Genomic DNA, 21,377 nt, shown 5'->3' on the forward strand with positions numbered 1-21,377 from the left:
AGAGGCCCCGGCGGACATTGCCGGACGGAGGCGGGAGGCCTACGGTCGCGCCCGTGGGCGGTCCCGAAGCCGGCCACGGAGAGAGGCCGACGTGGGCGCGCTCATCTACAGCTCGATCGCGTCGCTCGACGGCTACGTGAACGACGCGGACGGCGGATTCGCCTGGGCGGAGCCGCGACCCGCCGTGCACCGCTTCATCACGGAGCGCGAGGGGCGGGTGCGCACGTACCTGTACGGGCGGCGCATGTACGAGGTCATGCGCGCGTGGGAGCAGACCTGGGCACTGGCGGAGGAGTTCGCGTTCATCCGCGACTTCCAGGAGATGTGGCGGGCGGCCGACAAGGTCGTGTACTCGACGACGCTGGAGTCGGCCGAGACCCGCCGCACCCGCGTCGAGGGCGGGTTCGACCCGGTCGTCGTCGCCGCGCAGGTCAGCGCCGCCGACCACGACGTCTCGATCGGCGGGCCGACCCTCGCCCGGCACGCGCTGCTCGCCGGGATCGTCGACGAGGTGCAGGTCTACACGGTGCCGGTGGCGGTGGGCGGCGGGACCCACTTCCTCCCGTGCGGGTTCCATGCGCGCCTCGACCTGCGCGAGGAGCACCGCTTCGCCGACGGCACGGTCTTCACGCGCTACAGCGTGCGGCGCTGAGACCGGCTACTCGGCGCCGACCAGCGCGGCGATCCGCGAGGCGAGCCGGGCGCCCTGAGCACGTCCGGCGCGGGCGGAGGCGGCGCGGACGGCCGGGTCGAGCGAGTTCGGGCCGAAGGCGCGCACCGACTCCTCGTCGGCGTAGACCACCTCGACCCGCGAGTCCGCGAGGGCGTCGAGCTCGCCGGTCGGGATCAGGCCCGCGCCGGGCGTGCCGACTCCGGGCAGCGGAGTGACGATCAGGACCCAGTCGGCTCCCGCGGCGAGGTCGGCGTTGCTGCCGGAGCGGACGCCGCCGTCCATGTAGCGGACGCCGTCGATGCTGACGGGAGGCCAGACCCCGGGGACGGCGCAGCTGGCGGAGATCGCGTCGACGACGCCGACACCGCTCTCGCGGTCGAACACGCGCAGCTCACCGGTGGCCGTGTCGACCGCGGTGATGAGCAGACGCTGCTCGGGCCAGTCGGCGTCGCCCACGCGGGCCGAGATGACGGCCCGGCGGGTGTCCTCGGGGAGCGTCTCGGCCTCGAGCGCGAGGGTGCCGATGCGGCGCCGCGCGTCCTGGGGCGAGGTCGCGCCCTCGACGGCCGCGGCGAAGAGGGCCTGGAGGCGCTCACCGTCGACGTCCGCTCCGATCTCGGCGGACTCCTCCTGGAGCTGGGCCTCGTACGACTCGTCGAGGCCGGTGCCGGTGCTCAGCTGCGCGGCGACCGCGGAGCCCGCGGAGGTGCCGATGAAGGTCGTCGACGGATCGAGCAGGAGGCGGGCCGCCTCGGGGGAGGCGTCTGCGAGGCCGCGGAGGACGCCGAGCTCCCAGGCGATTCCGGCGAGGCCGCCGCCGGCGAGGACGAGTGCACCAGGCATGGGGGAGGTCCTTTCGATCAGGATCAGGAGGGGGCGGGCGCTGCGGAGCGCCGCAGCACCAACGCTGTCACATCGTCGTGCGCGTCGTCTGCGAGAGCATGCAGACGCTCGAAGAGAGCGGGGTCGTCGTTGCTCCGCACCAGCTCGGCGAGACGGTCGAGCGCGTCGAGGCGCCCGCCGAAGACGTCGAGCAGGCCGTCGCTGCAGGAGAAGAGCGCGTCGCCGGGGGCGAGCACGCGCTGCTCCTCCTCCCAGGAGACGTCGGCGGCGATGCCGAGCGGGACGCCGGTGGAGGCGAGCCGCTCCGTGGTGCCGTCGGCGCGCAGCAGGAGGGTGAGGCCGTGGCCGCTGTCCACGAACGCGACGGCGCCGCTCGCGAGGTCGACCCGGGCGATCAGCGCGGTCGCGAACATCCCGGTCGCTGTCAGATCGGGCAGGAGCTGGCGGTTGACGGCCTCGACGGCTGCCGCGGGAGGGAGCTCCGGCCGCGCCTGGAACGCGGAGCGGATCGCGGAGGCGACGATCGCCGCCGACACCCCCTTGCCCATCACGTCGACCAGCTCGAGGGAGAGGTCGTCCCCGCTGCGACGCCACGCCGTGTAGTCGCCGGCGACGTCGTGCAGCGGCGTGGTCAGCGAGTCGAGGCTCCACTCGCCGAGGTCGAGGCGCTGGGGCCGGAGCCGCTCCTGCGTCTCGCTCGCGCGTCCGGAGAAGGCGATCTCGCGCAGCTCCCGCTCGGCCCACCGGCCGAGGTCCTCGAGGATCTCGCGCTCCTCCTCCGAGAAGCCGCGCACCTCGCTGTCGATGATGCAGATCGTGCCGACGCGGAGGCCGTCCCCCACGACGAGCGGGCGGCCCGCGTAGAAGCGCACGTGAGGGGATCCGGTGACGACTCCGCGGTCGGCGAACCGCGGATCGGCGGTGGCGTCCTCGACGACGAGGATGTCGCCCTGCTGGACCGTGACGTCGCACATCGAGTCGGCGCGCAGCATCCTGCTCGCCCGCGCCGAGCGCTGGGGCGACTTCGTGAACTGCGTCGACTCCTCGAGGATGTTGATCTCGGCGAGGGGGACGCGCAGGAGCCGGCGGGCGATGCGGGTGATCCTGTCGAAGCGCTCCTGGGGGGTGCTCAGGCCGATCCCGAGCTCGGCGATCGCGGCGAGGCGGGCGCGCTCGGTCGGCTCGCTCACGTGCGGGTCCGGGCGAGTGCCCAGAGGTTCTGCCCGTCGACACGGCGGTAGGAGAACTCGGTGACGAGGGCGTGGATGAACGGGATCCCGCGGCCTGCCTCGTCCCACTCGTCCGGCATGTCGCGGGGGTCGGCGACCTCGGCGGGCGCCTCCTCGGCGGAGTCGTTGAGCGAGGCGCGCAGCTCGGTCGCGTCGACGCGGATCTCGACCAGGCAGATGATGTGCCGGTACGACCGGGCGTGCTGGACGATGTTCGAGGTCAGCTCGACCAGCGCGGTCTCGAACGACATCCGGTCGACCGGCGCGACGCCCGGCTCCTCGAGCCACAGCTCCTCGAGCGCCTCGTGGACGGCGGTGACGCCGTCCTCGGGCGGCGTGCGCACGACGAAGGAGCGCTCAGGCACGGTAGGCCTCCTCGACGGTCTCGGCGCTCCCGAGCAGGCGGTCGAGGTTGGACAGGCCGAGCACCATGGCGGGCTGCTCGCCGGCGGCGGCCACGCGCAGCTCGCCGCCCGCCTTCCGCGCCTCCTTGAGTCCGGCGACGAGGACGCCGAGCCCGGACGAGTCGAGGAACTCGACGGCCGCCAGGTCGACGACCACGCGGACCTCTCCCGCCTCGAGCGCGCGCTGGAGGACCGCTTCGAGCTCCCACGCCGTGGACAGGTCGAGCCGGCCGACGGGGCGGATCACCACGATGTCGGGCTCGATCCGCTCGGTGCTGATCCTCGAGCTGGGCTCCATGGTGTCCTCCTGACGGGACGGCACGCGGTTCCGCAGGGCTCGGAGACGTGGTGAGGACGCGGTCGGGCGCGCGACCGAGTGGCTCCGGATCCGATGCGGGGGTGAATCGGGGAGTTCGTCCGCCTCCGACCGTACAAGGGAACGGGGCGCCCCGTGGGAGGCGTGACCGCATCCGCGCTGCGACACGCGGTGCGCGGCCCCGGGAGGAGGCTCCGCTCAGCCCCTCGCGGCGGCGAGAGCGTCGGCGGCGAGCCGCACGGAGGTGTCCCGGCCGGTCAGCCAGAGCGGCACGGAGCGGGCGCGGAGCCCCGCCGACTCGAGCGCCGGGACCGCGTCCGCGTCCTCCTCGCCGACGAGCCAGGCGTCGAGGAGGCCGCCCCCGCTCCGGGCTCCGTAGTGCCGGCCGACGGCCTCGGCGGAGGTCTCGACGCCGATCGCGGCGAGGCAGGCGTCGGCCATGCCGCGCACCACCGCGCCTCCGATGACGGGGGAGACGCCCACGACGGGTGCGGAGGTCCGGCGGAGGGCGTCCGCGATCCCGGGGACGCCGAGGATCGTGCCGATCGAGACGACGGGATTGGAGGGGGCGACGAGCACCGCGTCGGTGTCGGCGATCGCCTCCAGCACGCCCGGGGCGGGGCGGGCGCTCTCCACCCCCTGCTGGACGAACCGGCGGGCGGGCGCGGACGCGCGCAGCCGCACCCACCACTCCTCGAAGTGGAGGAGCCGCACGCCCTCGCCGGGGAGCTCGACCTCGACGTGGGTCTCGACGTCCTGGTCCGACATCGGCAGCAGGCGGACCCCCAGCGGCCAGCGGGCGGTGATCCGGGCGGTCGCCTCCGAGAGGGTGAGGCCGTCGCGCAGCATCGAGCTGCGGGCGATGTGGGTGCCGAGGTCGAGGTCGCCCAGGGTGAACCACGGCCAGCCGACACCGAAGGCGGTGAGCTCGGCCGAGACCCGCTCGCTCTCGCCGGCCCGCCCCCAGCCGCGCTCCGTGTCGTTCACTCCGCCGAGCGCGTAGGTGATCGAGTCGAGGTCGGGGCAGACCTTGAGGCCGGTGAGCCACATGTCGTCGCCGGTGTTGACGACGACGGTGATCTCGCTCGCCTCGCCGCCGGCGGCCTCGAGATCGCGGAGGTGCTCGCGGACCGCCGAGGTGAAGCGGGCGCCGCCGACGCCTCCGGCCAGGATCGTGATGCGCATCCGCCCACGCTAGCGGCACCGACGGATTCCTCCCCCGGCGAGCCTTAATGCTGCGGATCCGCGCCGGAAACACCGGGGAAACGTCGAACCCCGACGATGAAGCCCTGTCCCCGGAGCCGGACGGTCCGTCATTGCCTTCGGGCCCGGCGGGGACCACAGTGGGTCCACGTCCCCGGCTCCGCCCCGCCCGGCGGAGCACACCGGAGCCGGACAGGGACGCCCGAGCATGGAGGTACCGATGACCATCGTCCGCGCAGCGATCACCCAGACGACCTGGACCGGCGACAAGGAGTCGATGCTCGACAAGCACGAGCGGATGGCCCGGGACGCCGCAGCCGACGGCGCGCAGATCGTCTGCTTCCAGGAGCTGTTCTACGGCCCGTACTTCGGCATCACCCAGGACAAGAAGTACTACCGCTACGCCGAGCCCGCCGACGGGCCGATCGTGCAGCGCTTCGCGGCCCTCGCGAAGGAGCTGGGCGTGGTGATGATCCTCCCGATCTACGAGGAGGAGCAGACCGGCGTCTACTACAACACCGCGGTCGTGGTCGACGCCGACGGGACGATCCTCGGCAAGTACCGCAAGCACCACATCCCGCACCTGGACCGCTTCTGGGAGAAGTTCTACTTCCGGCCCGGGAACCTCGGCTACCCGGTCTTCGACACCGCCGTCGGCAAGGTCGGCGTCCACATCTGCTACGACCGCCACTTCCCGGAGGGCTGGCGGGAGCTGGGCCTGAACGGCGCCCACCTCGTCTTCAACCCCAACGCCACCAAGCCCGGCCTGTCGAACCGCCTCTGGGAGGTCGAGGGCCCGGCGGCCGCGGTGGCGAACGGCTACTTCGTGCTGCAGCCCAACCGCGTCGGCCGGGAGGACAACGAGTACGGCGACCTCGCGGTCGACTTCTACGGCACCAGCCAGATCATCGATCCGCGGGGGGAGTTCGTCGGGGAGCGGGGCTCGGGCGAGGCCGAGGAGATCCTGATCCGCGACCTCGAGATGGACATGGTGCAGGAGATGCGCGACGACTGGCAGTTCTACCGGGACCGCCGGCCGGAGTCGTACACCAGCATCCCGAAGCCGTGACCGCAGACCGAGACGGGGAAGACCGATGAAGACCCTCATCACCGGCGGGACGGTCGTCAACGCGACCGGCACCGGAGCCGCAGACGTCCTGATCGACGGCGAGACCATCGCCGCCGTCCTCGCCCCCGGCTCCACGCTGCTGGGCTTCGACTTGGCGGCCCACGTCGACCGGGTGATCGACGCGCGCAGCAAGTACGTCATCCCGGGCGGGATCGACGCGCACACGCACATGGAGATGCCGTTCGGCGGCACCTCCGCCTCGGACACCTTCGAGACCGGCACGCGCGCCGCGGCCTGGGGCGGCACGACGTCGATCGTCGACTTCGTGGTGCAGTACCCGGGCGAGAGCGTCGTCGACCGGTTCCAGGCGTGGCAGGAGAAGGCGGCCGGCAACTGCGCGATCGACTACGGCTTCCACCAGATCCTCTCGGACGTGCAGGACTCCTCGCTCGTCGCGATGGACGAGCTGATGCGCGAGGGGGTGACCAGCTTCAAGCTGTTCATGGCCTACAAGGGCGTGTTCCTCTCGGACGACGGGCAGATCCTCCGGGCGTTCCAGAAGGGCGCGGAGAACGGCGCGATGATGATGATGCACGCCGAGAACGGCGCCCTCATCGACGAACTGGTGAAGCAGACCCTCGCCGCCGGGAACACCGCGCCGTACTTCCACGGCACCTCTCGCCCCTGGCAGGCGGAGGAGGAGGCGACGCACCGGGCGATCATGATCGCCGACCTCACCGGCGCGCCGCTGTACGTGGTGCACGTCTCCGCGAAGCAGGCGGTGGAGCAGATCGCCCAGGCCCGCGACCGCGGCATGAACGTCTTCGGCGAGACCTGCCCGCAGTACCTCTACCTCTCGCTCGAGGAGCAGCTCGGCGCTCCGGGCTTCGAGGGCGCGAAGTGGGTGTGCTCCACGCCGCTGCGCTCGAAGGCGGAGGGGCATCAGCACCACATGTGGCAGTCGCTGCGCACCAACGACATCCAGATGGTCTCGACCGACCACTGCCCCTTCTGCATGAAGGGCCAGAAGGACATGGGGATCGGCGACTTCTCGAAGATCCCCAACGGCATCGGCTCGGTGGAGCACCGGATCGACCTGATGTACCAGGGCGTGGTGTCGGGGCAGATCTCCCTGCCGCGCTGGGTCGAGCTCACCTCGACCACCCCGGCGCGGATGTTCGGGATGTACGGGAGGAAGGGCGTCATCCAGCCCGGGGCCGACGGCGACGTCGTCGTCTACGACCCGAGCGGGCACACCTCGATCGGGATCGGCGAGGGCCGCAGCCACCACATGAACATGGACTACTCGGCCTGGGAGGGCTTCGAGATCGACGGCCACGTCGACACGGTGATCTCCCGCGGCAGGGTCGTCGTCGACGACGGCTCCTACGTCGGCACGAAGGGCGACGGGGCGTACATCCCGCGCGGTCTGAGCCAGTACCTGATCTGAGCCGGCACCCGATCCGAGCCAGCACCTGATCGAGCAGAAGGAACCCCATGGACTTCGGAGTCGTCCTCCAGACCAACCCGCCCGCCTCGCGCACCGTCGCGCTCGCCGTCCTCGCGGAGACGCACGGCTTCGACTACGCGTGGACCTTCGACTCGCACCTGCTCTGGCAGGAGCCCTACGTGATCTACTCGCAGATCCTCGAGAGGACGCACCGGATCACGGTCGGCCCGATGGTCACCAACCCCGCCACGCGCGACTGGACGGTCATCGCCTCGCTGCACGCGACGCTCAACGAGATGTACGGGAACCGCACGGTGTGCGGGATCGGACGCGGCGACTCGGCGGTGAGGGTGACTGGAGGAGCTCCGACGACGCTCAAGACGCTGCGGGAGTCGATCCACGTCATCCGCGAGCTCGCCAACAGCCGTCCGGTCGAGTACAACGGCCAGACGCTGCAGTTCCCGTGGAGCCGGGGCTCGTCCCTGGAGATGTGGGTGGCCGCCTACGGCCCGCTCGCCCTGAAGCTCGCGGGCGAGGTCGGCGACGGCTTCATCCTGCAGCTGGCCGACGTGGACATCGCGCGCTGGATGATCGGCGCCGTCAAGGAGGCGGCGGCGAACGCCGGCCGGGATCCCGAGTCGCTGCAGTTCTGCGTCGCGGCGCCGATGTACGTCGGCACCGACCGGGAGCACATGCGCGACCAGTGCCGCTGGTTCGGCGGGATGGTCGGCAACCACGTGGCCGACATCGTGGGCCGCTACGGCGCCTCCGGAGCGGTGCCGCAGGCGCTGACGGACTACATCGCCGGGCGCGAGGGCTACGACTACAACGAGCACGGCCGCGCGGGCAACAGCCACACCGCCTTCGTGCCGGACGAGATAGTGGAGCGCTTCTGCGTGCTGGGCACGGCGGACGAGCACGTCGAGAAGCTCCGGGCGCTCGCCGACATCGGCGTGACGCAGTTCGCGGGCTACCTCCAGCACGACAACAAGGAGGAGACGCTGCGCGTGTACGGCGAGCGGATCATCCCGGAGCTGCGCGAGCACATCGTGGCCCGCGCATGAGACCGGCCCTCGCGCGCGGGCTCGTGCTCGGCGCCGCCGGGCTGCTCCTGCTCGCGCTGGTGTGGGAGGGCTGGAAGGCGCTCGGGCCCGAGGCCGGGGTGGTCGTCGGAGGAGTCACGGTGCTCCCGCGCACGAGCGCCATCGCGATGCCCCACCTCTGGGAGATCGCGGCCCGGCTCGGCGAGCCGGTCACCGGAGCGCGGAACGCCCCGGCGCTCTGGTCGGCCGTCGTGGGGGCGAGCGCCTTCTCGCTCGGGATCGCCGCGGTCGGCTGGGTCGTCGGCACGGTCGTGGGGCTGCTCCTGGCTCTCCTGATGCAGCGGTTCCGCACGGCGGAGTCGGCGGTGCTGCCCTGGATCGTGCTGAGCCAGACGGTGCCCCTGATCGCGATCGCCCCACTGGTGCGGCGCTGGGGGTCGCAGCTCGAGCTCGGACCGGTGACCTGGGAGAACTGGATGTCGGTGGCCCTGATCGCCTCCTACCTCGCGTTCTTCCCCGTCTCGATCGGGGCGCTCCGCGGGCTCGGCTCGCCGACGGCCCACCAGGTCGAGCTGATGCACGTCTACGGCGTCGGCTGGTGGAAGACGCTGGTGCGCCTGAGGCTCCCGGCGAGCGTGCCCTACCTGCTGCCGGCCCTCCGGCTCGGAGCGGTCAGCGCCGTCGTCGGCACGATCGTCGCCGAGGTCTCGATCGGCCTGCGCGGCGGGATCGGCCGAATGATCATCGAGTTCGCCTCCGCTGCCGGAGGCGACCCCGCCAAGCCCTGGGCGCCGATCCTCGGGGCGGTGCTGGTGGGCCTCGCGGCCGCCGGCGCCGTCGCCCTGCTCGGCACCCTCCTCCGTCCGTACCGCCGAGGGGAGCAGCCCGCATGAGCCCTGCAGGATCCGCGGTCGTCGTCGACTCCGTCACGAGGACCTTCACCACCGCCCGCGCCGCGAGCGTCACGGCGCTCCAGGACGTCTCGCTCGAGGTGGCCGCGGGGGAGTTCGTCTCGCTGATCGGCCCGTCCGGCTGCGGCAAGTCGACGCTGCTGCGGCTGATCGCCGACCTCGACGAGCCGGACTCCGGCTCGATCGCCGTGTTCGGCAAGACGGCCCGGCAGGCGAGGCTCGACCAGGACTACGGGATCGCGTTCCAGCAGGCGGGCCTCCTGCCGTGGCGCACGATCCGGGCGAACATCGCCCTGCCGCTGGAGCTGCACGGCATCGCCGCGACCGCCCGGCGCTCGCGCGTCGACGAGCTGCTGGCGCTGGTCGGGCTCGGCGACTTCGCCGACTCCTACCCGGACCAGCTCTCCGGCGGGATGCAGCAGCGCGTCGCCATCGCGCGGGCGCTCGCCGAGAGCCCGCGCCTGCTCCTCATGGACGAGCCGTTCGGGGCGCTCGACGAGATGACCCGCGAGCGGATGCAGACGGAGCTGCTGCGGATCCGGCGCGAGACCGGCGCCGCCGTCGTCTTCGTCACCCACTCGATCCCGGAGGCGGTGTTCCTCTCGGACCGCGTCGTGGTGATGTCGCCGCGGCCGGGCAGGATCCGCGACGTCCTCCCGGTCGGACTCCCCGGAGCATCCGAGCGCGACGCGGCGGTCAGGGAGGACACGGCGTTCTTCCGCGACGTGAGCGCCGTGCGCGAGCTGCTGCACGGGGATCCCGCCGCCGTGCCGCGCGGAGTGGAGAACCGGTGAGCACGACCGCGCTGGCGCGGAGCGTGGTCGCGCCGGTCGTGCTCGGGATCGCCGCGGTCCTGCTCTGGCAGGCCGGGGTCACCGCTCTGGCGATCCAGCCGTTCGTGCTCCCGTCGCCGCTGGCGATTGGACGGGAGTTCGCCGCGAACCTCGGCTCCGTCGCCGAGGGCAGCGCGGTGACCGGCCGCAACGCGCTGGTCGGCCTGCTGGTCGGCGCGGTGCTGGCGGTCGTGGTCGCCGGGCTCTCGGCGCTCGCGCGGGTCTTCGACGGACTGGTCGCGCCGATCGTGGCCGCGGCCGCCGTCGTGCCGATCGTCGCCCTCGCTCCGGTGCTCTACACGATGTTCGGAGCGAACGCCGAGACCGCGAGGCAGCTCGTCGCGGCGCTCGCCGTGTTCGTGCCGGTGTACGTGACGACGCTGCGCGGGCTGCGGCAGGCCGCTCCGGTGCACCGCGACCTGCTGAAGGCCTACGCGGCGACCCCCTGGCAGACCGCCCGCACGATCACGCTGCCGGGAGCAGTGCCCTACGTCTTCACGGGGCTCCGCATCGCCTCCTCGCTCGCGGTGATCTCGGCGCTGGTCGCCGAGTACTTCGGCGGACCCGTGGGCGGGCTCGGCAAGTCGATCACGACGGCGGCCTCGGGCAGCGACTACGCGCTCGCCTACGCCTACGTCCTGGGCGCTGTGCTCGTCGGCCTCGCGTTCTACTGCGTGACGGCCGCGCTCGAGGCGTTCGCGCTGCGCCGCAGCCGGCTGCGCTGAGCGCGGCGCCGCGCGTCCCCGCACCCTCCTCGATCCTCCCGATTCCCGATTCCCGATTCCACCCGACGCACCATCCGCACCGCCCGCATCATCAGCGCCACCTGCACCACAGCACCACCTGCACCGCCTCACCACGGGGCGCGCCGCACCGGCGACCCCGCAGACCGCACCAGGAGGACCCGTGACCAGACGCACCCGCATCACCCTGACGACGACCGCCGCCTTCGCGGCCGTGGGCCTCGCGCTCACCGGCTGCAGCGCCTCCGGCGGCTCCGACCCGGGGTCGGACTCCGGCTCCGGCGGCCTCACGCCGGTCACCCTGCAGCTGCAGTGGGTGGCCCAGGCGCAGTTCGCCGGGTACTACGCCGCGCTCGACCAGGGCTACTACGAGGACGAGGGCCTCGACGTGACGATCGCCGAGGGAGGCGGCGACATCGTCCCCCAGGACGTGCTCGCCTCGGGCGACGCGGACTACGCCATCTCCTGGGTGCCCAAGGTCCTCGGCTCGATCGAGCAGGGGGCCGGGATCACCGACGTCGCGCAGATCTTCGAGCGCAGCGCCACCACGCAGATCTCCTTCAAGGACAAGGGGATCACCTCGCCCGCCGACCTCGCCGGGAAGAGCGTGGGCAGCTGGGGCTACGGCAACGAGTGGGAGCTGTTCGCCGGCATGCAGAAGGACGGCGTCTCCCTCGACGACATCTCGCTGGTGCAGCAGCAGTTCGACATGAACGGCTTCCTCGCGGGCGACATCGACGCGGCCCAGGCGATGACCTACAACGAGTACGCCCAGGTCCTCGAGACCGTGAACCCCGCCACAGGCGAGCTGTACCAGCCGGACGACCTGAACGTCATCAGCTGGAACGACATCGGGACCGCGATGCTCCAGGACGCGATCTGGGCGGACGCGGGCAGGCTCGCCGACGACGACGCGTACGCCGAGCAGACGGTCGCCTTCATCAAGGCCTCGATCAAGGGCTGGATCTTCGCGAAGGACGACCCGCAGGCGGCGGCCGACATCGTCACCGCGGCCGGATCCACGCTCGGCACCAGCCACCAGCTCTGGATGACCAACGAGGTCAACAAGCTGATCTGGCCCTCGACGAGCGGCGTCGGGATGATCGACGAGGCCGCGTGGCAGCAGACGGTCGACATCGCGAAGGAGACGGAGAACGAGACGGGCGCGACGATCATCAGCGCGGACCCGCCCGCCACCGCCTACTCGAACGAGTACATCGAGAAGGCGCTCGCGGAGCTCGCCGACGAGGGAGTGGACACGAGCGGTGCCGACTACGCGCCGATCGACGTGACGCTGGAGGCCGGCGGCGCCTGAGCCCGGACTCCGCCCCTCCCGGCTCCTCCCGGCCCCCTCCCGGCCCCGGAGGGGGCCGGGAGGGGTAGGCTGGACCTTCGTGACTATTTTCAAGAAGACGCCGTTCACCGTGAACGTGCGCGACCTCGTGAGGCGGCCGGGCGAGATGCGCGAGCACCGCCTCGAGCTCGAGGCGCCGGAGCAGTTCGGCGAGGGGATCGTCGCGGTCCGCAAGGGATCGGCCGTCGATCTCGACGTCCGGCTCGAGTCCGTGCACGAGGGGATCCTGGCCAGTGTCGAGGTGTCGGCGAGGGCCGACGGCGAGTGCAGCCGGTGCCTGACCGACATCTCCCTGCCTGTCGATGTCGAGTTCCAGGAACTTTTCGCGTACTCTTCTGACGAAGCTTTCGACTATGAGGTTCACGACGACCACGTGGATCTTGAACCTCTGGTCAGGGATGCGGTGGTTCTGTCGCTGCCGTTCCAGCCGGTCTGCCGGCCGGACTGTCCGGGCCTCGACCCCGTCACGGGGGAGCGGCTGGCCGATTCCTCCACGCCCGAACCCGAGGCGCCGCGCGACTCCCGGTGGGCCGCGCTCGCAGGGTTGAGCGAGGGGGACGGCGGGGCCGCAGCGCCCGGAGCTTCCGCAGACAGCGGTGAGGGCGCGACCGCCCGCACCGAATCCGACTAGAGGTAGAGAAGAGAGAATCATGGCTGTTCCCAAGAGGAAGAAGTCCCGCGCGAACACCCACGCCCGTCGTTCGCAGTGGAAGGCCGAGGTCCCCACCCTCGTCAAGACCATCGAGAACGGCAAGGTCGTCTACAGCCTTCCCCACCGCGCCAAGGTCGTCGAGGACTCCGCGGGCACCGCGCTGTTCCTCGAGTACAAGGGCCGCAAGGTCGCCGACGTCTGATCCCGCTCCTGGTCCGCACGGCGCGGGGCACCGCCCCTCGACGAACGGACCGCGGTCCATGGTGAACCAGACCTCCGCACGACCCTCCAGCGACGACCGGTCGCGTCTGGAGGCCACGCTCGGCGTGAGCCTCGACGGTGAGCTCTTCGAGCTCGCCCTGACGCACCGGTCGTTCGCTTTCGAGCACGGCGGCATCCCGCACAACGAGCGCCTCGAGTTCCTCGGCGACTCGATCCTCGGGCAGGCCGTGACCGTCATGCTCTACACCGAGTACCCCGCCCTCAGCGAGGGCGACCTGGCCAAGCGCCGGGCGAGCCTCGTCTCGACCGTCGCGCTCGCCGAGATCGCCCGCGGCATCGGCCTGGGCGAGTTCCTCCGCCTCGGACGCGGCGAGGAGCTGACCGGCGGCCGCGACAAGGCGTCGATCCTCGCCGACACCGTCGAGGCCATCATCGGCGCCGTCTACCTGGGAACCGGGCCCGACGCGGCCCGCGACCTGGTGCTGCGCCTGATCGCCCCTCTGCGGGCCGATCCGCTCCGCTTCGGCGTCTCGATGGATCCGAAGACGAGCTTGCAGGAGGCGGCCGCCGAGCGCGGTGCGCCGGCCCCGCGCTACGAGATCGCCGCCACCGGCCCCGACCACAACAAGGTGTTCGTCGCCACCGTGATCGTCGGCGGACTCGTCACGGCCCGCGGCGAGGGGACGAGCAAGAAGGCGGCCGAGATGGCCGCCGCGCTCGACGCGTGGACGCGTCTGGCGGCCCCCGGCGCACCCGCCGCTCCCGCGGTCTCGGACTGACCGTGCCCGAGCTGCCCGAGGTCGAGGTGGTGCGGGCGGGTCTCGCTCCCGCGGTCACCGGCTCGCTGGTGACCGGCGTCGAGATCGTCGACGAGCGCTCGCTGAAGCGGCACGTGCATCCGCACGGGACCTTCGAGCGCCTGCTCGTCGGGCGCCGGCTCGAAGCGGCGGTGCGGCGCGGGAAGTTCCTCTGGCTGCCCGCGGGCCGCGACGAGGCGCTGCTGGTGCACCTCGGCATGAGCGGCCAGGTGCTGCTGCGCACGGCGGATGCGGCGCTGCCGCGGCTGGCGCGCATCCGGATCGGGATCGAGCACCCCGAGCACGGCGAGCTCGCCCTGCACTTCGTCGACCAGCGGATCTTCGGCTCGATGGCGGTCGACGCTCTGGTGCCGACCCCGGACGGAGCGCCGGGCGGCTACGCGGGCGAGGAGGTCCGCGGAGGCGGCTGGCTGCGCGCCGTGCCCTCGCAGGTCGCGCACATCGCCCGCGATCCGCTCGACCCCTCCTTCGACCTGGGCTCGGTCGTCGCATCGCTGGCGAGGAGGAGCAGCGGGATCAAGCGGGCGCTGCTCGACCAGACGCTCGTGAGCGGCATCGGGAACATCTACGCGGACGAGTCGCTGTGGGCGGCGGAGCTGCACCCGGAGCGGCCGAGCTCGTCGCTCGGCGAGGCGCGCATCCGCCGCCTCTTCGCCGAGGTGCGCTCGGTGCTCGAGCGGGCGCTGGCCGAGGGCGGCACCAGCTTCGATGCGCAGTACGTGAACGTGAACGGCGCCTCCGGCTACTTCTCGCACAGCCTGCACGCCTACGGGCAGACGGGGAAGCCGTGCGCCCGGTGCGGCGAGGCGATCGTGCGGGTGCCGTTCATGAACCGCTCCTCGCACCTCTGCCCGCACTGCCAGCAGCTGCCGCGCTGACGCGCCGGGAGGCGCCGCCTCAGGCGGCGGCGTCGGCGGGTGCCGGAGCGTACCGGGAGTGGACGACGAGCTCGCCCAGCAGCGTCGCGACGAGCGTGATGACGGCGGCGATCGCCAGGCCGAGCCAGAGTCCGACCAGCAGGGCGAGCGCGCCGACTCCGGCACCCGCGGCGATCAGTACGATCGCCGCCGCGCGGCGGAACCACGGCTGACCGGAACCACCCGCCAGGCGGGAGTCCGCAGCGAGGCCCGTGATCGTCGAGGTGACGACGACCGTCGTGACGTCCTTGACGGCGAGGTGGCGAGCGGTCGCGGCCTGGAGGCCCATCGCCCCGCCCAGTACGCCGGTGACGGTGAATGCGAGCGGCTCGGGGTGCTCAGGCACGACCGCGAGCACGATCGCCAGGACGCCGAGCAGGATGCCGACCACCGCGAAGAGCCAGGTCGAGCGCGAGGTCCAGCCCTTCTTCACCGGGCGGAGCACCCGGCCGCCGATCACGGCGCCGATCATGAAGGCGCCCAGCGCGATCAGGGGGCCGACCACGGGCAGGTCGGCCGCGCCGGAGAGGGCCATGCCGAGGATGACGACGTTGCCGGTCATGTTACCGGCGAAGACGCGGTCGAGCCCGAGGTACCCGACGGCGTCGATGATGCCGGTCGAGAAGGTGAGGGCGAGCATCAGGCCGAGGGTCGCGCCCTCGGAGCGGGTGCGCAGGCGTCGGAACACGGGAGTCCTGTCGTCGGGGGCGGGTCTGGAGAATCGTGGCACACGCGTGCACATGCTCGAAACACGGCGCGGTTAGGGTCGGACGGCGCGGACGGGCCGCGCGGGAGGCGGACGCGCATGCGGTGGACGGAGTGGGCGGTGCAGCCCGGTGAGGGAGTGCCGCCGGGGGTGGACTACCTGCCGGCCGAGCCGGGTTCGGTGCTGTGGGGGCGCCTGCCGTGCGCGGCGGACGCCCCCGTGCTCACCGTCGACTCGGGGGCCGAGGTCGTCATCGACACGCTCAGCCACGAGGGCGTGCTGGAGGATCAGGGCCGCGATCCGGTCGCCTTCTTCGGCCGCCACGGTGTCGCTCCGGAGGGGGTGCTGCGCGACGCGGTCGCGCTCGCCGCGGACGGGCCGTTCCGCGACGGCGAGACGGACGGGCCGCACGTGGTCACGGGGCCGATCGCCGTCCACGGAGCGCTGCCGGGGGACCTGCTCCGGATGACCCTCCTCGAGGCCGAGCCGCGCGTGCCGTACGGAGTCGTCTCGAACCGGCACGGCCGCGGGGCGCTGCCGGGCGAGTACCCGCTGCAGGAGGGGCCGTTCAGCGTCTTCGCGCGCGTCGACGAGGACGCGCAGGGCGGTCTCCGCGGCGTCATCCCGCTGGTGCCGGGAGGGGAGCGGGCCGCCCGGTTCCTGCTCCGGCCGTTCCTCGGGATCATGGGCGTCGCCGTCGCAGGGGAGGAGCGCCCGCACTCCGTGCCGCCCGGTGCGCACGGGGGCAACATCGACATCGCACTGCTGACCGCCGGAACCAGCCTCTACCTTCCCGTGCAGGTCCCGGGCGCGCTCGCGTACGTCGGCGATCCCCACTTCGCGCAGGGCGACGGCGAGGTGGCGCTGACGGCGATGGAGGCGAGCCTGCGCGTCCGGGTGCGCCTGGAGGTCGTCCCGCGTGCCGAGGCGATCGCGGCGTTCGGGGAGCTGCTCGGGCCGATGGGGGAGACCGGCGAGTTCCTCGTGCCCACCGGGATGGACGAGGACCTGGACGTCGCCGTGCAGAAGTGCGTCCGCGCGGCCATCGCGCTGCTGGCGGCCCGCTACGGGATGGACCCGGCTCACGCCTACGCCTACCTCAGCGCGGCGACCGACTTCGACATCTCGCAGGTCGTCGACCTGGTGAAGGGCGTGCACGCCCGCGTCCGGACGGCCGACTTCGATGACTGACCCGCGGGTGACGACGCTCGAGGGTGACCTGCCGGACGGGGTGGTGGACGCGGTTCTGGCGTACGAGGCGGCGCTCGGGGCTGACGACGTCGCGGCGCTCGCCGACGCGTTCGTGGACGCGCCGACGACGCTCCGGGGCGACGCCTCCGGACTGCTCGTCGGCCACGCGGTCATCACCGGCTTCCGGGGTCGTCGCGGCGGGGCGCCGGTGCGGGAGCTGATGGAGCTGCACGTGCGGGCGGTCGATGCGGACACGGCGCTCGTGGTCAGCGTGAACGCTCCGGCCCGTGGCGGGCGCGGGCTCGTCACGCAGCTGTGGTCGCGCGAGGGCGGGACCTGGAGGGTGCGCGCCGCGCAGGTGCAGGCGCCCTCGCCCGCGCTGGACCCCCGTGTCTGGCGGGCCGTCGGCGCGCCGCTCGTGCCGGCCGCCGGCTCCGGGACCCTCGACGGACTGGACGTCGCGGTCAAGGACCTCTTCGCGATCGAGGGCCAGCGGATCGGCGCGGGAGTGCCGGCCCGCCTCGCTTCCGCGCCGATCGAGGCGGCGACCGCTCCGGCCGTCGCGCAGCTGCTCGCAGCGGGAGCGTCGGTGCGCGGGATCGCTCAGACCGATGAGTTCGCCTACAGCATCGCCGGCCGGAACTCCGGCTACGGGACGCCGCCCAATCCGGCCGTGCCCGGAGCGATCCCGGGCGGATCGTCGAGCGGACCGGCGACCGCCGTGTCGCTCGGGCAGGCAGCCGTCGGGCTGGCGACCGACACCGCGGGATCGATCCGGGTACCCGCCTCCTACCAGGGCCTGTGGGGGCTGAGGACGACCCACGGTGCAGTGCCCGTCGAGGGGCTGCTGCCGCTGGCGCCGAGCTTCGACACCGTCGGGTGGCTGACGCGGGACCTCGGCACGCTGAGGCGGGTGGCCGAGGTCTGCCTGCCGTCCGGCCCGCCGGTGCGGAGTCTCGCGGTGGCGCCGGCACTGCTGGGCGGAGTGGACGCGGCCGTCCGGGCGGCGTTCGGATCGGCCGTCGGGAGGATGAGCACCGAGGAGGTCGAGCTGCCCCCCGTGGCGGAGATGCTCGAGGCGTTCCGGCTCGTGCAGGCGGCGGAGGCGTGGCGGTCGAGCGGCTCGTGGGTCGCGGCGCATCCGGGAGTGCTGGCGGCGGACGTGCAGGCGCGCTTCGACGCGGCCTCGCTCGTCGACGAGCAGACGGAGGCGGCCGCACGGGCGCGGGTCGCGGGGTTCCGGGAGGCGCTCGACCGTGCGCTCGAGGGGCGGGTGCTCCTCCTGCCGTCGACGTCGTCGGTGGCGCCGGCCCTCGATGCGTCGGCCGAGGCGATCGACGCGGCGCGGACGGCGACGCTCGGCCTGACCTGTGTCGCCGGGATCGGCGGGTATCCGGCGCTGTCGGTGCCGCGGTCGAGTGTCGGCGGCGCTCCGGTGGGGCTCTGCCTGGTGGGACCGCGGGGGTCGGATCTCGCACTGCTGGAGCTGGCCGGCATGCTCTGAGAGGGGCCACGCCCGGAGCTCGTTCTCTCCCTCGTCGCGAATCGGGGCGGACGCCGTGACCCGTTCTCCCGCTCGCCGCCTCTCCCTCTCCCTCTCCCTCTCCCTCTCCCTCTCCCTCTCTCTTTCTCTCTCGCTCCGTCCCTCCGTCCCTCCGTCGCTCCGTCGCTCCGTCCCTCCGTCGCTCCGTCCCTCCGTCCCTCGTCGTGGATCCGAGGCGGAAGCTGCGCCGTCGTGGCCGAGTCGCTGCGCTGACCGCTGTCCTCGAGTGCGATCTCAGCGGTGAGCAGGGGCGCCGAGCCCGGAGGGTGGAACGAGCCCGGGTGCAGCGAGTGCGGGCTCGGTGGACCGGTTCGTCGGCGGGCGCGTCGGACGACCGTCTTCCACGGCTCGGCCCTCGGCTGAGACAGGCCGCCGGCTCGGACCCGCGCGGCGCGAGCGGGCGTGCACGAGCACGCCCGCTGGAGCACGCGCTGGAGCATGCCCGCAGGAGCGCGGCTCCTTCCGCCGTCAGAACGGGGGCGGCGCATCGCTGAAGCTCGGCCTGCGCTGCGGCGGGGCTGGCGGCGCGGGCGGATCGGGTGGACGAGTGACCACGCGGCGGCCCGTGGGGGTGGTCCAGTCGGCCGATCCGTCGGGGTGGAGCGTGTAGGTCCAGCGGTCGCCGTGGCGGACGTGGTGGTGGGCGACGCAGAGCGACGCCAGGTTGTCGAGGGCGGTGGCGCCTCCGTGACGCCACTCGAGCGTGTGGTCGGCCTCGGCGGTCGCCGCGGGCCGGGTGCAGCCGGGGAAGCGGCATGTCCGGTCGCGCAGCTGGAGGGCGAGGCGCATCCGCGGGGGAGGGAGGCGGTGCGTGCGTCCGACGGAGACCACGGCGCCCGTGCTCGGATGGGTGAGCACCGGGGTGACGGCCGAGTCGGCTCCGAGGAGCTCGCGCGCGACGCCGGCCGGGATGAGGCCGTAGCCGTCCAGTTCCGCGGGGGTCTCGTCCTGCCCGGCCGCGGTGCTCGCGGCGAGGGTCAGACGCACCTCGGCCCGGATGCCGCGAGCGGACGTGCGCGGACGCTCGTCGCCCGGCGCCGTGCCGGACACGTCGCCGTCGCAGAGCAGGTCGACCAGGGCGTCGGCCCGCAGCTGCGCGAGCGTGCGCTTCTCCGCTGCACCGCTCCCGTCGCGGAGGGCGCGGGCGATCCGGTCGAGCCGCGCGAGCGCACCGAACGCTGCCGGAGCGGGGAGGGTCGCGCAGAGCGTGGCCATGCCGTCCTGCTCGGGCGAGACCCGGACCGACCGGTCCTCCCGAGCGCGGGCGTGCCGGTCGGCCAGAGGACTCTCGTGGAGTTCGTCCCGCAGCCGGGCGAGGCGTCGCCGCAGCTGGGTCGGCGTCATCGAGGCGGCCAGTCCCGCGGCGCGCTCGTCGAACTCCGGGAGGGTGGCCGGCGGCAGGGTGGCCGCGACTCCGCAGATGATCTGCCCCGCCTCCCAGCGCAACCGCGCCTCGGCCAGCGCGGCGCGCGTGCAGGGCAGGTGGTCGACCAGCAGACGGGCGTGCTCGAGCTCGCGCGCGGCCACACGCTCGGACACGGCGAGTGCGACGGCGAGCTCGGCCCGGACGGAGCGCTCCACGAGGTCGCGCGACTCGGCGGGAGACCCGCCGCGCGCGAACGCCTCCGGGCGACGCAGAGCAGCCGTGTACGCCTCGTGCAGCGCCTCGGCGGAGGCGAGGTGGAGCGGAGCCGCCGAGCGGGCGAGCAGCGCCGCGCGGTCGCCGAGGGCGCGGACCTCCTCGAGTCCCTGCCGCATCCCGTCCGCCCTACCCGTATTGAACCAGCGACCACCGACACGCGGGCCGCAGGTGCGTCCGATCGGGAGAACCCGCTTCCGGAAGACGTCTGTGGAGGAGCGTCTGTCGAGAATCTCGACCCCCGCCACACCGCGAAACACCGGCGAAACGTCCGTCGCATAGGCTCTCCGGGTGAAACGACTGTTTCTCTCCCGCTCGTGAAGAGGTGGCTCATGACCGCGCCCGCACCGTTCCTCCCCGTCGATCCGCCGCCTCGCCTGCTGATGGGGCCGGGCCCGATCAACGCGGACCCGCGCGTCCTGCGTGCGATGTCGGCGCAGCTGGTCGGGCAGTACGACCCGTTCATGACGGCGACGATGACGGAGACGCAGGAGCTGTACCGGCAGGTGTTCCGCACCCGCAACGAGAAGACGATGCTCGTCGACGGCACGAGCCGTGCGGGCATCGAGGCTGCGCTGGTCTCGATGCTGGAGCCGGGCGACCGCGTGCTCGTGCCGGTCTTCGGGCGGTTCGGGCACCTCCTCCGGGAGATCGCGGAGCGCTGCGGCGCGGAGGTGCACGTGATCGAGGCCGAGTGGGGGCAGGTCTTCCCCGTGTCGGCGATCGCCGAGGCCCTGGCCCGGGTGAAGCCGAAGATGCTGGCCGTGGTCCACGGCGACACGTCGACCTCCATGGCGCAGCCGCTGGAGGAGCTCGGCGCCCTCTGCGAGAAGCACGGCGCCCTCTTCTACACCGACGTCACCGCCTCCCTCGCGGGCAACGCCTTCGCGACCGACGAGCTCGGGCTCGACGCGGTCACCGCGGGGCTCCAGAAGTGCCTGGGCGGCCCGTCCGGATCGGCTCCCGTCACCTTCTCGGAGAAGGCCGTCGCGGTGATCGAGTCGCGCAGGAGCATCGAGGCGGGGATCCGCGACGAGGGCGACACTGTCAGCGCCCGCCGCGTCCGCTCCAACTACTTCGACCTCGGGATGATCTTCGACTACTGGGGGCCGCGCCGCCTCAACCACCACACCGAGGCGACCACGATGCTCTACGGCGCGCGCGAGTGCGCCCGCATCGTCGTCGAGGAGGGCCTGGACGAGACGGTCGCCCGCCACGCGCTGCACGGGTCGGCGATGCTCGCCGGAGTCCGCGGCCTCGATCTCGAGGTGTTCGGCGACGTCGGGCACAAGATGACGAACGTCGTCGCGGTGCGCATCCCGCAGGGCGTGAACGGTGATGCGGTGCGCGGGGAGATGCTCGCCGACTTCGGCATCGAGATCGGCACGTCCTTCGGGCCGCTGCACGGGAAGGTCTGGCGCATCGGCACGATGGGCTACAACGCCCGGACGGACGCGGTGCTGACCACCCTGGCGGCGCTGGAGGCGGTGCTGCGCCGCGCGGGCGCCTCCGTGCCGGTGGGCGGCGGAGTCACGGGGGCCTACGAGGTCTACGGGGCGGCACGCGCATGACCGGCACCACCACGGACCCCGCCACCACGACCGCGCCCCCCGCCGCC

22 protein-coding genes are annotated in these 21,377 nt (G+C 72.8%); 15 read left to right on the plus strand and 7 right to left on the minus strand.

Annotated elements, in window-relative coordinates:
- Positions 1 to 91: 91 nt before the first annotated feature.
- Entirely contained in the window at positions 92 to 652 is a 561-nt protein-coding gene (locus tag C5C50_RS09690; protein ID WP_104226668.1) for a dihydrofolate reductase family protein, read from the plus strand.
- A gap of 6 nt (positions 653 to 658) precedes the next feature.
- On the opposite strand, the gene C5C50_RS09695 is transcribed toward C5C50_RS09690, so the two are convergent.
- The 5 genes from C5C50_RS09695 to cofD all read right to left on the minus strand — a co-directional run bounded on the left by C5C50_RS09695 (position 659) and on the right by cofD (position 4,650).
- Positions 659 to 1,516, minus strand: coding sequence for a patatin-like phospholipase family protein (locus C5C50_RS09695; RefSeq protein ID WP_104273341.1), 858 nt, complete (start codon positions 1,514 to 1,516; stop codon positions 659 to 661).
- 23 nt (positions 1,517 to 1,539) lie between these two features.
- Complete coding sequence (locus C5C50_RS09700) at positions 1,540 to 2,706, minus strand: PP2C family protein-serine/threonine phosphatase (RefSeq protein ID WP_181127411.1); 1,167 nt, start codon at positions 2,704 to 2,706, stop codon at positions 1,540 to 1,542.
- On the minus strand, positions 2,703 to 3,110 hold the full coding sequence (locus tag C5C50_RS09705) for an ATP-binding protein (protein ID WP_104223473.1): 408 nt from the start codon (positions 3,108 to 3,110) through the stop codon (positions 2,703 to 2,705). The genes C5C50_RS09700 and C5C50_RS09705 overlap by 4 nt, the downstream gene beginning before the upstream one ends.
- On the minus strand, positions 3,103 to 3,447 hold the full coding sequence (locus C5C50_RS09710; protein ID WP_104223474.1) for an STAS domain-containing protein: 345 nt from the start codon (positions 3,445 to 3,447) through the stop codon (positions 3,103 to 3,105). The genes C5C50_RS09705 and C5C50_RS09710 overlap by 8 nt, the downstream gene beginning before the upstream one ends.
- 216 nt (positions 3,448 to 3,663) lie before the next feature.
- Positions 3,664 to 4,650, minus strand: a complete 987-nt coding sequence (gene cofD / locus C5C50_RS09715; RefSeq protein WP_104260989.1) for a 2-phospho-L-lactate transferase — start codon at positions 4,648 to 4,650, stop codon at positions 3,664 to 3,666.
- A gap of 238 nt (positions 4,651 to 4,888) precedes the next feature.
- Between cofD and C5C50_RS09720 the strand changes: the two genes are divergently transcribed.
- From C5C50_RS09720 to mutM, 11 genes are all read left to right on the plus strand, one after another.
- A complete protein-coding gene (locus C5C50_RS09720; RefSeq protein ID WP_104238196.1) occupies positions 4,889 to 5,737 on the plus strand; it encodes a nitrilase-related carbon-nitrogen hydrolase in 849 nt (282 codons plus the stop codon).
- Positions 5,738 to 5,762: 25 nt separating this feature from the next.
- Positions 5,763 to 7,187 (plus strand): dihydropyrimidinase, encoded by a 1,425-nt coding sequence (hydA, locus tag C5C50_RS09725; RefSeq protein WP_104273342.1) that lies wholly within the window; start codon positions 5,763 to 5,765, stop codon positions 7,185 to 7,187.
- Between the two features lie 47 nt (positions 7,188 to 7,234).
- Positions 7,235 to 8,251: a TIGR03842 family LLM class F420-dependent oxidoreductase gene (locus C5C50_RS09730; protein WP_104269252.1), complete on the plus strand. Its 1,017-nt coding sequence runs from the start codon at positions 7,235 to 7,237 to the stop codon at positions 8,249 to 8,251.
- The gene (locus C5C50_RS09735; protein WP_104273343.1) at positions 8,248 to 9,123 is read left to right on the plus strand and encodes an ABC transporter permease; all 876 of its coding nucleotides are present in this window, start codon (positions 8,248 to 8,250) and stop codon (positions 9,121 to 9,123) included. The genes C5C50_RS09730 and C5C50_RS09735 overlap by 4 nt, the downstream gene beginning before the upstream one ends.
- Positions 9,120 to 9,935 carry an ABC transporter ATP-binding protein gene (locus C5C50_RS09740; protein WP_104273344.1) on the plus strand — a complete coding sequence of 272 codons (816 nt, stop codon included), beginning with the start codon at positions 9,120 to 9,122 and terminating at the stop codon, positions 9,933 to 9,935. The genes C5C50_RS09735 and C5C50_RS09740 overlap by 4 nt, the downstream gene beginning before the upstream one ends.
- Entirely contained in the window at positions 9,932 to 10,699 is a 768-nt protein-coding gene (locus C5C50_RS09745) for an ABC transporter permease (RefSeq protein WP_104273345.1), read from the plus strand. The genes C5C50_RS09740 and C5C50_RS09745 overlap by 4 nt, the downstream gene beginning before the upstream one ends.
- A 181-nt stretch (positions 10,700 to 10,880) precedes the next feature.
- Positions 10,881 to 12,032 (plus strand): ABC transporter substrate-binding protein, encoded by a 1,152-nt coding sequence (locus C5C50_RS09750; protein WP_258067723.1) that lies wholly within the window; start codon positions 10,881 to 10,883, stop codon positions 12,030 to 12,032.
- 79 nt (positions 12,033 to 12,111) lie between these two features.
- Entirely contained in the window at positions 12,112 to 12,702 is a 591-nt protein-coding gene (locus C5C50_RS09755) for a DUF177 domain-containing protein (protein ID WP_104273346.1), read from the plus strand.
- Positions 12,703 to 12,721: 19 nt separating this feature from the next.
- Positions 12,722 to 12,925, plus strand: a complete 204-nt coding sequence (gene rpmF / locus C5C50_RS09760; protein ID WP_104223482.1) for a 50S ribosomal protein L32 — start codon at positions 12,722 to 12,724, stop codon at positions 12,923 to 12,925.
- Positions 12,926 to 12,983: 58 nt separating this feature from the next.
- Positions 12,984 to 13,724 carry a ribonuclease III gene (rnc, locus tag C5C50_RS09765; RefSeq protein ID WP_104250952.1) on the plus strand — a complete coding sequence of 247 codons (741 nt, stop codon included), beginning with the start codon at positions 12,984 to 12,986 and terminating at the stop codon, positions 13,722 to 13,724.
- Positions 13,725 to 13,726: 2 nt separating this feature from the next.
- Positions 13,727 to 14,641 carry a bifunctional DNA-formamidopyrimidine glycosylase/DNA-(apurinic or apyrimidinic site) lyase gene (mutM, locus tag C5C50_RS09770; RefSeq protein ID WP_104239601.1) on the plus strand — a complete coding sequence of 305 codons (915 nt, stop codon included), beginning with the start codon at positions 13,727 to 13,729 and terminating at the stop codon, positions 14,639 to 14,641.
- Positions 14,642 to 14,660: 19 nt separating this feature from the next.
- Here the strand turns inward: mutM and C5C50_RS09775 are convergent, their stop codons facing one another.
- Positions 14,661 to 15,368, minus strand: a complete 708-nt coding sequence (locus tag C5C50_RS09775; RefSeq protein WP_308470741.1) for a YoaK family protein — start codon at positions 15,366 to 15,368, stop codon at positions 14,661 to 14,663.
- A 117-nt stretch (positions 15,369 to 15,485) separates the two neighbouring features.
- Between C5C50_RS09775 and C5C50_RS09780 the strand changes: the two genes are divergently transcribed.
- Positions 15,486 to 16,577: an acetamidase/formamidase family protein gene (locus tag C5C50_RS09780; RefSeq protein WP_104273347.1), complete on the plus strand. Its 1,092-nt coding sequence runs from the start codon at positions 15,486 to 15,488 to the stop codon at positions 16,575 to 16,577.
- Positions 16,570 to 18,081 (plus strand): AtzH-like domain-containing protein, encoded by a 1,512-nt coding sequence (locus C5C50_RS09785; RefSeq protein ID WP_104273348.1) that lies wholly within the window; start codon positions 16,570 to 16,572, stop codon positions 18,079 to 18,081. Before C5C50_RS09780 ends, C5C50_RS09785 begins: the two co-directional genes overlap by 8 nt.
- 507 nt (positions 18,082 to 18,588) lie before the next feature.
- On the opposite strand, the gene C5C50_RS09795 is transcribed toward C5C50_RS09785, so the two are convergent.
- Positions 18,589 to 19,878: an HNH endonuclease signature motif containing protein gene (locus tag C5C50_RS09795; protein WP_104273350.1), complete on the minus strand. Its 1,290-nt coding sequence runs from the start codon at positions 19,876 to 19,878 to the stop codon at positions 18,589 to 18,591.
- Between the two features lie 213 nt (positions 19,879 to 20,091).
- On the opposite strand from C5C50_RS09795, the gene C5C50_RS09800 reads away from it, so the two are divergent.
- Positions 20,092 to 21,330, plus strand: coding sequence for an alanine--glyoxylate aminotransferase family protein (locus C5C50_RS09800; protein ID WP_258067724.1), 1,239 nt, complete (start codon positions 20,092 to 20,094; stop codon positions 21,328 to 21,330).
- The last annotated feature ends 47 nt before the right edge of the window (positions 21,331 to 21,377 follow it).

The sequence above is a fragment of the Rathayibacter sp. AY1D9 genome, assembly GCF_002932395.1.
Lineage (GTDB): Bacteria > Actinomycetota > Actinomycetes > Actinomycetales > Microbacteriaceae > Rathayibacter.